The 11,870-nt window shown below is 71.7% G+C and carries 13 protein-coding genes; 7 read left to right on the top strand and 6 right to left on the bottom strand.

What is annotated here, in order from left to right; translation table 11 throughout:
* Positions 1 to 25: 25 nt before the first annotated feature.
* Genes NBH00_RS22440 through NBH00_RS22420 form a run of 5 tightly spaced genes read right to left on the bottom strand, consistent with a single transcriptional unit; the run spans position 26 to position 3,527 of the window.
* Positions 26 to 703 carry an NADH-quinone oxidoreductase subunit NuoE family protein gene (locus tag NBH00_RS22440; RefSeq protein ID WP_254570796.1) on the bottom strand — a complete coding sequence of 226 codons (678 nt, stop codon included), beginning with the start codon at positions 701 to 703 and terminating at the stop codon, positions 26 to 28.
* Complete coding sequence (nuoD, locus tag NBH00_RS22435; RefSeq protein ID WP_367401354.1) at positions 703 to 1,932, bottom strand: NADH dehydrogenase (quinone) subunit D; 1,230 nt, start codon at positions 1,930 to 1,932, stop codon at positions 703 to 705. The genes NBH00_RS22440 and nuoD overlap by 1 nt, the downstream gene beginning before the upstream one ends.
* Before the next feature lie 50 nt (positions 1,933 to 1,982).
* Positions 1,983 to 2,498, bottom strand: a complete 516-nt coding sequence (locus tag NBH00_RS22430) for an NADH-quinone oxidoreductase subunit C (protein WP_254570794.1) — start codon at positions 2,496 to 2,498, stop codon at positions 1,983 to 1,985.
* Complete coding sequence (locus tag NBH00_RS22425; RefSeq protein ID WP_254570793.1) at positions 2,491 to 3,177, bottom strand: NADH-quinone oxidoreductase subunit B; 687 nt, start codon at positions 3,175 to 3,177, stop codon at positions 2,491 to 2,493. The genes NBH00_RS22430 and NBH00_RS22425 overlap by 8 nt, the downstream gene beginning before the upstream one ends.
* Positions 3,168 to 3,527 (bottom strand): NADH-quinone oxidoreductase subunit A, encoded by a 360-nt coding sequence (locus tag NBH00_RS22420; protein ID WP_254570792.1) that lies wholly within the window; start codon positions 3,525 to 3,527, stop codon positions 3,168 to 3,170. Before NBH00_RS22420 ends, NBH00_RS22425 begins: the two co-directional genes overlap by 10 nt.
* A gap of 155 nt (positions 3,528 to 3,682) precedes the next feature.
* Here NBH00_RS22420 and NBH00_RS22415 point away from each other — a divergent pair, with 155 nt between their 5' ends.
* From NBH00_RS22415 to NBH00_RS22405, 3 genes are read left to right on the top strand one after another with little or no spacing between them, the layout of a single operon-like run.
* Positions 3,683 to 4,576 carry an ABC transporter ATP-binding protein gene (locus tag NBH00_RS22415; RefSeq protein ID WP_254570791.1) on the top strand — a complete coding sequence of 298 codons (894 nt, stop codon included), beginning with the start codon at positions 3,683 to 3,685 and terminating at the stop codon, positions 4,574 to 4,576.
* Positions 4,576 to 5,439, top strand: coding sequence for an ABC transporter permease (locus NBH00_RS22410; RefSeq protein ID WP_254570790.1), 864 nt, complete (start codon positions 4,576 to 4,578; stop codon positions 5,437 to 5,439). The genes NBH00_RS22415 and NBH00_RS22410 overlap by 1 nt, the downstream gene beginning before the upstream one ends.
* Positions 5,436 to 5,882 carry a hypothetical protein gene (locus NBH00_RS22405; RefSeq protein ID WP_254570789.1) on the top strand — a complete coding sequence of 149 codons (447 nt, stop codon included), beginning with the start codon at positions 5,436 to 5,438 and terminating at the stop codon, positions 5,880 to 5,882. The genes NBH00_RS22410 and NBH00_RS22405 overlap by 4 nt, the downstream gene beginning before the upstream one ends.
* A 187-nt stretch (positions 5,883 to 6,069) precedes the next feature.
* Here the strand turns inward: NBH00_RS22405 and NBH00_RS22400 are convergent, their stop codons facing one another.
* Positions 6,070 to 6,522 (bottom strand): hypothetical protein, encoded by a 453-nt coding sequence (locus NBH00_RS22400; protein ID WP_254570788.1) that lies wholly within the window; start codon positions 6,520 to 6,522, stop codon positions 6,070 to 6,072.
* Between the two features lie 42 nt (positions 6,523 to 6,564).
* Between NBH00_RS22400 and NBH00_RS22395 the strand changes: the two genes are divergently transcribed.
* The 4 genes from NBH00_RS22395 (at position 6,565) to soxR (ending at position 11,865) form a co-directional block, all read left to right on the top strand.
* The gene (locus NBH00_RS22395; protein WP_254570787.1) at positions 6,565 to 6,996 is read left to right on the top strand and encodes a c-type cytochrome; all 432 of its coding nucleotides are present in this window, start codon (positions 6,565 to 6,567) and stop codon (positions 6,994 to 6,996) included.
* Between the two features lie 134 nt (positions 6,997 to 7,130).
* A complete protein-coding gene (locus NBH00_RS22390) occupies positions 7,131 to 10,007 on the top strand; it encodes a peroxidase family protein (protein WP_254570786.1) in 2,877 nt (958 codons plus the stop codon).
* Positions 10,008 to 10,010: 3 nt separating this feature from the next.
* A complete protein-coding gene (locus tag NBH00_RS22385) occupies positions 10,011 to 11,366 on the top strand; it encodes a cytochrome P450 (protein ID WP_254570785.1) in 1,356 nt (451 codons plus the stop codon).
* Positions 11,367 to 11,415: 49 nt separating this feature from the next.
* Entirely contained in the window at positions 11,416 to 11,865 is a 450-nt protein-coding gene (gene soxR, locus NBH00_RS22380; RefSeq protein WP_254570784.1) for a redox-sensitive transcriptional activator SoxR, read from the top strand.
* Positions 11,866 to 11,870 lie beyond the last annotated feature (5 nt).

Genomic DNA, 11,870 nt, shown 5'->3' with positions numbered 1-11,870 from the left:
CGGCGGGGGAGGCGGTAGCGGGGACTTAGGAGACGGCGCCCGGGTCCTGGCACGGGCGGCGCAGCAGCTGCTTCTCGGGGAGGGGGTCCTCGCCGGCGCGGATCTGCCGCGCGAGCTCGGCGATCTCCTCGGGGGACTCGACGGGACCGACGTAGACGCCCTCGACGGAGACCATCGGCGCGATGTCGCACGCGCCGAGGCACTCGAACCCCCGCAGGTTCACCGTCTCGTCGTCGTGCAGCTCGTCCTGCAGCGACGCGAGCAGCGCGTCGGCACCACGGAGCGAGCAGGAGATGTTCGTGCAGACGTAGACCGGGCGGTGGCCGACCGGGCGCGTCTCCAGCTGGTCGTAGAAGCCGGCCACGGCGGCGAGGTACCCGGGCGTCAGGCGCATGACGCAGGCGACCTGCTCGATCGCGTCCGGGGAGCACCAGCCGTACTTCTCCTGGGCGGCGCGCAGGGCCGGGATCGCGGCCGAGCGCGCGTCCGGGTAGCGCGACATGAAGTCCTCGATCTGCGCGCGCAGGTCCGCGGGGACCGCGACGACGGCCGGGTCCGGAACGCCGGCGGGGTCCTTCGTCAGGTCGACGGCGTCGTCCCAGCCGGGGACGCGGGAGCCGTGCGCGTAGCGCGGGACCGGCTGCAGGCCCTCGCCGGTGAGGTGGCCGGTCGCGGAGGACCGGACGGGGCGGTTGCGGGCCATCAGCGGTCGATCCCTCCGAGCACCGGGTCGATCATCGCGAGCGTCGCGATGAGGTCGGCGATGTAGGCGTCCTTGCACATGGGGGCCGTCGCCTGCAGGTTGACGAACGAGGGGTCGCGCATGTGGACGCGCGCGGGCTTGGAGGACCCGTCGGACCGGACGAAGCAGCCGAGCTCGCCACGGGGCCCCTCGATCGGGAAGTACGCCTCGCCCTCGGGGACGCGGAAGCCCTCGGTGACGAGCTTGAAGTGGTGGATCAGCGCCTCCATCGACGTCGCCAGCTCGTGACGCGGGGGCAGCGAGATCTTGCGGTCGCCGGTGATGTGCGGCCCCTCGGGCAGGCCCTCGAGGGCCTGGAGGATGATCTTCGAGGACTCCTTCAGCTCCTGCAGGCGGCACGCGTAGCGGTCGTAGTTGTCGCCGGTGGTGCCGACCGGGATCTGGAAATCGAAGTCCTCGTAGGAGGAGTACGGCATCGCCTTGCGCAGGTCCCACGGGTTGCCGGCGGCACGCAGGAGCGGACCGGTCACGCCGAGCTCGAGGAGCTCGGCCTCGCCCAGCGGGCAGACCCCGCGCAGGCGCTGCAGCAGGATCTCGTTCTTGTTCAGCAGCGCGCCGTACTGGTCGACGCGCGTCGGCATCTTCTCGGCGAACTCCTTGACCTTCGCGGCCCAGCCGGCGGGGATGTCCTCCATGACGCCGCCGACCTGGAAGTAGCGCGTGTGCATGCGCTGGCCGGTCGAGTACTCGAAGAGGTCGAGGATCGCCTCGCGCTCGCGGAAGCAGTACCAGAACATCGACATCGCGCCGAGGTCCAGGGCGCTCGTCCCGAGCCACACGAGGTGGCTCATGATCCGGTTGAGCTCCATGTGGATGACGCGGAGGTACTGCGCGCGCTTGGGGACCTCGCAGTCGAGGAGCGTCTCGACCGCGCCGCAGAACGCGTAGGAGTTGAAGAAGTAGGCGAGGTAGTCCATCCGCTCGACGACGGGGATGGCCTTCCAGTACGCCTTCTGCTCGGCGGTCTTCTCGATGCCGGTGTGGACGTAGCCGATGATCGGCTTGAGGTCGCGGACGATCTCGCCGTCGAGCGTGACGATGAGGCGCAGCACCCCGTGGGTGGCGGGGTGGTGCGGGCCCATGTTGAGCGTCAGCAGCTCGTGGGAGGCGCCGTCGCCGTAGCCCGTCAGCGGCTGCTCCATCGTGGAGAGGTCGATCGACTCCTCCATCTGGCGGTAGGCGCTCTTCGCGGGCGCGCCGGCCGGGCGATCGACGGTGCTCATGCGCGCACCTTCGGCGTGTAGTCGGTGTCCTGGTCCTTCGTGAAGAGGACCGGCTCGCCGCCGATGGGGAAGTCGCGGCGCTGCGGGTGGCCCTGGTAGTCCTCGGGCATGAGGATGCGGCGGGGGTCCGGGTGCCCGTCGAAGACGACGCCGAACATGTCGAAGACCTCGCGCTCCTGGTGGTTCGCGGTCGGCCACAGCGGGGTGACGGACGGGACGGTCGGCTCGTCGGCCGTGACGCGGACCTTCACGCGCACGCGGTCGAGCGCGGTCATGTCGAGCAGCTCGTAGATGACGCCGAGCCGCGGCTCCTCGGGGTAGTAGTCGACCCCGTGGACGCTGGAGAGCGCACGGAAGCCGGCGCCCTTGAGCGCCTGCAGCACGTCGTTGATCGCCCCCGGGGCGACCTCGATCGTGCCCTGCCCGCGGAAGTGGACGGTGCGCAGGACGCTGTCCGGGACGGCGTCGCCCACGGTCTGCGCGAGCAGCTCGAGGCCGGTCTGGTCAGGCACCCGGGACCTCCATCGCCGTGCCCGGGTCCTCCTGGGCGGCCGCCTTCAGCAGCTCGTCGCCCTCGTCGGGCAGGACCTCGATCGTGTTCTCGGCGCCGTAGCGCGAGCGCCAGCCGAGGGCCGGGTCGAGCTGGATCTGCTGGCGGAGCTTGAGGATCCCGTGCATGAGCGCCTCGGGACGGGGCGGGCAGCCGGGCACGTGGATGTCGACCGGCATGAACTTGTCGGCCGGCACGATGGCGTAGTTGTTGAAGACGCCCATCGACGAGGAGCACGCGCCCATCGCGATCGCCCACTTGGGCTCGAGCATCTGGTCGTACACGCGGCGGACGACCGGCGCCATCTTGATCGAGACGCGGCCGGAGAGGATGAGGAGGTCCGCCTGGCGCGGGGAGGCGCGGAATGCCTCGAACCCGAAGCGGGCGACGTCGACGCGCGCGGCGACGATCGACATCATCTCGATCGCGCAGCAGGCGAGGCCGAAGGTCGCGGGGAACATCGCGTTGCCGCGGGCCCAGGCGACGGCCTTGTCGAGCGTCGTCGTGATGATGCGCGACTGGACGTACGCCTCCAGCTCCTCGCCGTCGAGGTCACCGCGCAGGAGGTCCTGCGACCGGCGCTGCTGGATCCGGAAGTCCTCCTTGGAGGCCGGCGAGAGCTGCGAGCGGACTACCTCCATTCGAGGGCACCCCTTCTCCAGACGTAGATGAAGGCCACGAACAGCAGTACGACGAACACGATGATCTCGACCAGGGCGAAGGTGCCGAACGCACGGAGGTTCATCGCCACCGGGTAGAGGAACAGCACCTCGATGTCGAACAGGATGAAGAGCATCGCGATCAGGTAGAAGCTGATCCCGAACCGGAAGCGCTGCTGGATCTCCGAGGGAAGCCCGCACTCGTACGGGTCGTTCTTGGACTGGATCTTCTTCTTCTTGACGCCGACCAGCGAGTTGAGGGAGGCGAAGATGCTGCCGATCCCGACGCCGAGGGCCAGGAAGACGATCGCTGGGAGATATCCGCGCAGCATGCTCGACCGTTCTATCAGGTCTTTGTGACGCGCTGCTACTAAGTGGCAGACGGCGCGAGAAACGTGCCGGAAACCCGCACGAATGCTGCTCCTGTGCGGTTCCGCACTACCTTGTGTGACGGGGTGTCAGCCGGGTGACGCGTACCCTGCCCTGCGTGGCCTCCGCCCTCTCCGTGACCGCGCTGCGCAAGTCCTTCGGCTCGGTCCACGCCGTCGCGGGTCTGGACCTCGACGTGCCCGAGGGAACGTGCGTCGGGCTGCTCGGCCCGAACGGCGCGGGCAAGTCCACGACGATGCGGATGCTCACCGGCCAGACGCGCCCGGACTCCGGCGAGATCAGCGTGCTCGGCTTCCGCCTCCCCAGGGAGTCCAAGCAGGCGCGGGCGCAGATGGGCGTCGTCCCGCAGCTCGACAACCTCGACACGACGCTCAGCGCCCGCGACAACCTGCGGATCTTCGCCCGGCTCTACCGCGTGCCCGCCGCCGAGCGGGACGCGGCGGTCGCCCGCGGCCTGGAGATCGCGCGGCTCACCGCCCGCGCGGACGCCGTCGTCACCGCGCTCTCCGGCGGGATGCGGCGGCGCCTGCTCATCGCCCGCGCCCTGCTCCACGGCCCGCGGCTGCTGCTCCTCGACGAGCCGACGGTCGGCCTGGACCCCCAGGTGCGCCAGGAGCTGTGGGCGATGATCGACGGCCTGCGCACCGAGGGCACCTCGATCCTCATGACGACGCACTACATCGAGGAGGCGGAGCGCCTCGCCGACACGGTGACGATCGTCGCCGCGGGCGAGGCGGTCGACGAGGGCCCGCCCGCGGAGCTCGTCGCGCGCCACGCCGGCCGCGAGGTCCGCGAGGTCTACGGCCCGCCCGCCCGCCTGGAGGAGGTCGAGGGCGCCGCGCGCGCCGCCGGCTTCTCGACCCGGCGCACCGGCACCTCGGTCGCGATCCTCGGCGCGGAGGGCGCCGGCGACCGGCTGCCCGAGGGGGAGACGCGCGCCTCCCGCCTCGAGGACGTGTTCGTGAAGCTCACGGGAGAGGAGGTGGCCTGATGGCGACGCCGTCGGAACCCGCGCGCCGCGGGGACGAGCCCCCCGGGCGAGACCCCGCACGGGATCCGAGCCCTCCGGGCGAGGCATCCCGCCGCTTACGCCGCATCGAGTGGGACGCCATCACCGGCGTGATGATGCGCGAGGTCATCAACTTCGGCGCGGCGTGGAAGCAGGGCGTCTTCGCCTCGACGGTCCAGCCCGTCGTCTACCTGCTCGCCTTCGGCCTCGGCTTCGGGCAGCTCGTGCACCGCGTCGACGGCCACGACTACATCGACTACGTCTCGACCGGCACGGTCGCGACCGCCGTCCTCTTCTCGACGGCGTTCAACGCGATGTTCGGCTCGTTCGTCAAGCGGGAGTTCCAGCGCACGTACGACGCGATCCTCTCCACGCCGGTCGACGTCGAGGAGCTCGTGACCGCCGAGGTCCTGTGGCTCGCCGTCCGCGGGGGCCTCTTCGGCTCGGTCCCGATCCTCGTCGGCATCGCCTTCGGCCTGGACCCGGCGTGGACGACGATCTTCGTCCCGCTCGTCGCGATGCTCACCGGCTTCGGGTTCGCCGCCTCCGGCACGCTCATCAGCGCCGTCGTCGGCTCGATCGACGACTTCTCCTACGTGACGAGCGCGCTCTTCACCCCGCTGTTCCTCGTCGCGGGGACGTTCTTCCCGCTCACCGGGCTGCCGCTCGCGTTCCGGATCCTCGCCGAGCTCAACCCGCTGCACCACTGCGTCGAGCTCGTCCGCGACTGCACCTTCGGGGACGTCGACCCGACTGACCTCGCGCGGGTCGGCGCGCTCGTGCTCTTCGCCGCGCTCATGTGGTGGGGCGCGGTCGACCGCACGCGCCGGAGGCTCATCGCATGACCGGGGCGGCGCAGACGGTCGCCTACGTGGCGGCCGCGATCAACGTCGTGGCCGCCGCCTGGGGCGGGCTCCTCTGGTACCGGGTCGACGACGCGCCCCCGGCGGTGTGGCGCTTCATCCGCGTCGCGCAGGCGTCGCTCGCCCTGCACGCCCTCATCGTCGGCGGCCTGTACCTCGGCGGCCTGCGCCCCGCCTCGGGCCTGTACGCCCTCTACGTCGGGCTGCCGATCGCCGTGTCGTTCGTCGCCGAGCAGTTCCGCGCCCTCGCGGCCCAGACGATCCTCGACGCCCGCGGCCTGGAGGACGCCGGCGCGGTGGGGAAGCTCGACCCGGCGGCCCAGCGCTCGATCGTCGTCGCGATCCTCCGCCGCGAGCTCGGCGTCCTCGTCCTCGGCTGCGCCGTGTCCGTCTTCCTCCTGCTGCGCGCCGCCTCGACGGTCTGACGCGCGCCCCGCCCCCGCGTCGCGGGGACCGGGGGGAAGGGGATGCCCGGCGCCGACCTGGTTGCCGCCGTGTCGAGAGAGGTCGCGCGGAAACTGATGCTGCGACCGGTCAAGGGCCGGCGCCGGGCTCGGGTGCAGGATTCGCCGCGGGTGCAGCGGTTCCTTCCCGCGGGGTGCCCCGCTCGCGTCAGCCGCCGGGCGGCGGGTCGATCGTCAGCGTGCCGAAGCCGCCGAGGTTCTCGTGGCTGCCGATCGTGTCGGAGAGGAGGTACTTGCCGGGCGGCAGGTAGAACGGGTCGCCGATCATCCGCCCACCGGGCGGGACGTTGCCGACGCCGGCGCCCTTCACGACGAGGGACGGCTCGGTCGTGACGGCGTCGTCCTCGGGCTGGGGGTCCGGCTGCATCCGTTCGACCTTGACGGTGTGGGTGAGGCGGCCGACGTTGCGGACGACGATCCGCAGCCGGGTCGGGTTCGACGTCGCGGCGACCCGCACGTTCTGCGGCGAGATGCGGTATTCGGAGACGTCGAGGCGCAGCACGGCGTCCCGGTCGAGCACCGCCGCCGGCTCCCCGCCGCACCCGCCGAACACTGCGGCGGTGCCCAGCAGGACGAGCGTGACACGTCTGTCGGGGGTCATCACGTCGCACGATGATGCCTGTTCCGTATTATCCCCGCGGTCATGCGCCGTCCCGTCACCGCCGCCCTCGCCGTCACCAGCCTCGCCCTCGGGCTCGGGGCCTGCGGCTCCCAGGACAACTCCGTGCTGTCCTCCAACGCGTCGCCGCAGGTCAAGAACGGCTCCCAGCTGTTCGTCGACAAGTGCTCCGGCTGCCACACGCTCGACAAGGTGGGCGCCGAGGGCTCGACCTTCAAGGTGCGTGACAAGGAGCGCGTCGACGGCCCGAACTTCAACGTCCGCAAGGAGTGCGCGGACAACGTGCTCTACGCGATCCGCAACGGCGGCTACTCCGGCGCGATCATGCCCGAGAACCTCGTCGTCGGGAAGCAGGCGGAGGACATCGCGGCCTTCCTGCAGCAGTACTCGGGCCTGCAGAAGAAGTTCCCGCCCGGGGCCAAGCGCATCATCTGCCCGGCCACGCCGAGCTCCTAGGCACCCCGCCGGCGCCGCTCACGACCGTGTGAGCGCGCCCGCCCGGCCGCCGGGCTTGCGTCCGCGCTCCCGCGCGGCGAGACTCGCGCCGGAGCGTGGATGGTCCGCGCCCGGGGCGAGGGAGACGAGCAGGCATGACGTACTTGGTGACGGGCGGCACGGGGTTCATCGGTCGCTTCCTGGTTGAGCGGCTCGCGCAGCGCGACGGCGACATCCACGTCCTCGTCCGGGCGTCCTCGGTCCACAAGCTCGACCGCCTCGCCGCCCAGTGGAAGGCGCCCGCCGGGAAGATCAAGCCCGTCGTCGGCGACCTCTCGGAGCCGATGCTCGGCATCGATCCCGCCTGGATCGAGGAGCACACCGGGAAGATCGAGCATGTCTTCCACCTCGCGGCGGTCTACGACATGGAGGCCGACGAGGAGGCCAACCGCGTCGCGAACGTCGGCGGCACCCGCGAGGCCGTGAAGGTCGCGAACGCGCTCGAGGCCGGCCACTTCCACCACACGTCCTCCGTCGCCGCCGCCGGCCTGTACCGCGGCGAGTTCACCGAGGACATGTTCGACGAGGGCCAGGACCTCGACCACCCGTACCACGCGACGAAGTTCGAGTCCGAGCGGATCGCCCGCGAGGAGACGACCGTCCCGTGGCGGGTCTACCGGCCGGCGATCGTCCTCGGGCACTCGCAGACCGGCGAGATGGACAAGCTCGACGGCCCCTACTACTTCTTCAAGGCGCTGGCGCTCGCGGCCCGCCTCCCCGGCGTCATGCCCGCGATCGGGCCGCGGCTGGGGGAGACGAACGTCGTCCCCGTCGACTTCGTCGCCGCCGCGATGGACCACATCGCCCACGAGCCGGGCCTCGACGGGCAGGCCTTCCACCTCGTCAGCCCCGAGCCGCAGGGCTCGATCGAGGTGCTGAACATCTTCGCCCGCGCGGCGGGGGCACCGACGATCACGAGCGTCCTGCCGAAGGTCTCCGTCCCGCTCGCGCTGCGGGTCCCCGGGGTGAAGGGCGTCCTGCTCCAGCAGCTCGGGATCCCCGACGCGGCGCTCGAGTACGTCGACTTCACCGCCCGCTTCGACACCACCCGCACGGAGGCGGCGCTCGCGGGCTCGGGCATCTCGGTCCCGCCGCTCGAGTCCTACGCGCCGACGCTGTGGAGGTACTGGGAGCAGTACATCGACGGGGACGGCAGCGAGGCGCCGGCGCCGGCGCGCGACCCGCACGAGAACCCGATCCGGCGCCCGCTGCGCAAGGCGAACGCGACGTTCTTCACCCAGGTGAACAAGGTCGTCGAGTGGCACAGGCTGCCGCTGCCGCTCGCGCTGCTGAACCTCCGCGCCTTCCGCGACGAGATGCGCGAGGCGAACCTCTACGACCCCGCCTTCTCAGACCCGCCGCCCGAGAACGGCGCCGCGGGGAAGAACGGCGTCCGCGAGATCCCGAAGTTCCGCACCTACGACGGCGCGATGAACGACCCGGCCCACCCGGACATGGGCAAGGCGGGCGTGCTCTTCGGCCGCAACAACCCGGTCGGCGTGTCCGTCCCCGAGACGCCGCCGCGGCTCATGACGCCGAACCCGCGCCTCGTCGCCACCTCGCTGCTCGAGCGCGACGAGTTCAAGCCCGCGACGACGCTCAACGCGCTCGCCGCCGCATGGATCCAGTTCCAGAACCACGACTGGTTCAGCCACGGCGACAACTCGCCGACGGGCAGGATGGAGGTCACGCTCCCCGAGGGGGACACGTGGGACAGGAGCGGGAGGATGTCCGTCCGCACGACGGCCGACGCGACGCAGTACGTCAACACCGTCACGCACTGGTGGGACGGCTCGCAGATCTACGGCTCCTCGGAGGAGCGCTGCCGCGAGCTGCGCACCGGGGAGGGCGGGAAGCTCGCGATCGAGGACGGCCGCCTGCCGAACGAGACGAAGGACGGGCTCGACGGCATCGACCTCACCGGCTTCAGCGACAACTACTGGGTCGGGCTCTCGCTGCTGCACACGCTCTTCGCCAAGGAGCACAACGCGATCTGCGACCACCTCGCGTCGTACTACCCGACGTGGGACGACGAGCGCCTGTTCCTCATCGCGCGGCTCGTCAACAGCGCGCTGATGGCGAAGATCCACACCGTCGAATGGACGCCGGGCATCCTCGCGACGCCGGTCCTGAAGCGCGGCATGAACGCGAACTGGTTCGGCGCGCTGCCGGAGTGGGCGAAGACGCGGCTGCCGCGCATCGACCCGCTCGAGGGCGTCTTCGGGATCGTCGGCGGCGAGCAGGAGCACCACGCCGCGCCGTACGCGATCACCGAGGAGTTCGCCTCCGTCTACCGCTTGCACCCGCTGATCGCCGACGACTGGGCCTTCCGCTCCCACCGGACCGGCGCCCTCATCCGCGAGGAGGAGTTCACGAACCTCCAGGGCAGGGCGACCCGCAGCGTCGTCGACGAGTTCGGCTGGTCGGACGTGCTCTACACGTTCGGCGTCTCGAACCCGGGCGCGATCACGCTCCACAACCACCCGCGGGCGCTCATGAACCTCACGCGCGTCAACGGCGACCGCGTCGACATCGGGACGATCGACATCCTCCGCGACCGCGAGCGCGGCGTCCTGCGCTACAACGCCTTCCGGAAGAAGATCGGCAAGGGCCCGCTGAAGCGGTTCGAGGACATCACCGAGAACCAGACCTGGGCGAACGAGATCCGGGACATCTACGACGGCGACCTCGACGCGATCGACCTGCAGGTCGGGCTCATGGCCGAGACGCCGCCGAAGGGCTTCGGCTTCAGCGACACGGCCTTCCGGATCTTCATCCTCATGGCGTCGCGGCGGCTGAAGAGCGACCGCTTCTTCACGAACGACTACACCCCCGACGTCTACACGCACGAGGGCATCGACTGGGTCGCGCGCAACACGATGGGGTCGGTGCTGCTGCGCCACCACCCGGAGCTCGCCCCGGCGCTCGAGGGCGTCGAGAACGCCTTCGGACCGTGGAAGGCGCTGGCCTGACGCATGGCGCCGCGCGAGCTCCCCTCGGCGTCGATCGCCGACACCGTCCAGTTCAACCAGGCGATCATCGTCCCGAACGCCGTACAGGGCCTCTTCCGGCGGCGGCCCGGCCCGGTCGGCGTCGCGACGCGCCTCGGCCTCGACGGGCGGGCGGTCCGGCTCATGGAGGGGCTGCGCGCGCGCTACGCCCCGGGCCCGGTGTGGATCCGGGTCATGAAGGACCGGGTGCTCCTGTGCCTCGACGTCGAGGACGTCGCCCGGACGCTCGACGGCTCGCCGCACCCGTTCGCCTCCGACCCGCCGGCGAAGCGCACCGGCATGGGGCACTTCCAGCCGGACGCGCTGACGCTCTCGCGCGGCGAGCTGTGGGAGAACCGCCGCCGCTTCACCGAGGCGGTCCTCGAGACGCCCGCCGCGGTCCACTCCCTCGCGGGCGGCTTCCTCGACGTCGTCGTCGAGGAGACCGACCGGCTGCTCTCGGTCGCCGCGGCGGAGGGGGGCGGGACGCTGGACTTCGAGGCGTGGCACGCGATGTTCCGGCGGCTCACGCGCCGGATCGTCCTCGGCGACCACGCGGCCGAGGACGAGGAGGTCAGCGAGCTGCTCGCGTCGCTCATGAGCGAGGCGAACGGGCTGCCGTCCGAGCCGTCGGAGATCTATCCGGCCTACACCGAGCGCCTCGACGCGTACGTCGAGGCCGCCGAGCCGGGCTCGCTCGTGTCGCTCTTCGCGGGGGCGCCGCACGACGTCGACACGCGGGCGGCCGGGCAGGCGACGCACTGGCTCTTCGCGCTGCAGGACACGCTCGCGACGAACGCGCTGCGGGCGCTCGCCCTCGTCGCGACCCACCCGGCGCAGCGTGCCGTCGTCGACCGCGAGCTGGAGGGGGACGAGGCGCCGTACCTCGCCGCCTGCCTGCAGGAGGCGATGCGCCTCTTCCCGACGACGCCGCTGCTCTCGCGCGAGACGCTCGTGGACGTCGCCTGGCACGGGACGACCGTCCCGAAGGGCACGCAGGTCCTCATCGTCAACGGCTTCCATCACCGCGACCGCGCGCGGCTCGAGTACGCCGACCGCTTCGCGCCCGAGGCGTGGACCGAGGGGGACGCCGGCTCGGAGCGCGCCTTCAACCACTTCAGCTCCGGCCCGCAGGGCTGCCCGGGACGCAACCTCGCGCTGCTCGTGGGGACCGCCGTCCTCGCGCAGGTGCTCCGCGGGTGGCCGGCGGTCGTCGTCGCCGGCGTGGCGGACGGCCTGTCGCCCGACGCGCCGCTGCCCTACTCGCTGAACCCGTCCGCGCTGCGGTTCGCCGCCAGAGGGCCGGGAGGCTCGGGGGGCGGCGGCGTCGCGGACTCCTGAAAGCTCGAGTGAGCTTGAATGCGGCGGCGCGAGGCGTCACGCTGACGCGATGGACGACCTGCTCACGATCGGCGAGGTGGCGCGGCGCAGCGGCGTGGCCGCCTCGGCGCTGCGGTTCTACGAGGAGCGCGGGCTCATCACGAGCGAGCGGGCCGGGTCGGGCCATCGCCGCTACCCGCGGGCGGTGCTCCGGCGGATCGCCTTCGTCGTCTACGCCCAGCGGGTCGGGCTGACGCTCGAGGAGATCGGGACCGAGCTCGCCCGGCTGCCGCCGCACCGCGTCCCCGGCCGCAAGGACTGGGCGCGCCTGCAGGCGACGTGGAGCGCCCGCATCGACGAGCGGATCGCGGAGCTCGAGCGGCTGAAGCGCGGCCTCACCGAGTGCATCGGCTGCGGGTGCCTGTCGCTCCGGCGCTGCCGGCTCGCGAACCCGGAGGATCGCGCGGCCCGCCTCGGGCCCGGCCCGGCGGAGTGGGCCCGGCCCGTCGCCCGGCGCTGAGCCCG

The organism is Paraconexibacter antarcticus (genome assembly GCF_024220175.1).
GTDB lineage: Bacteria > Actinomycetota > Thermoleophilia > Solirubrobacterales > Solirubrobacteraceae > Paraconexibacter > Paraconexibacter antarcticus.
Note: the sequence above shows the minus strand (reverse complement) of the source record. Positions and strands in the feature narration are given on the sequence as shown.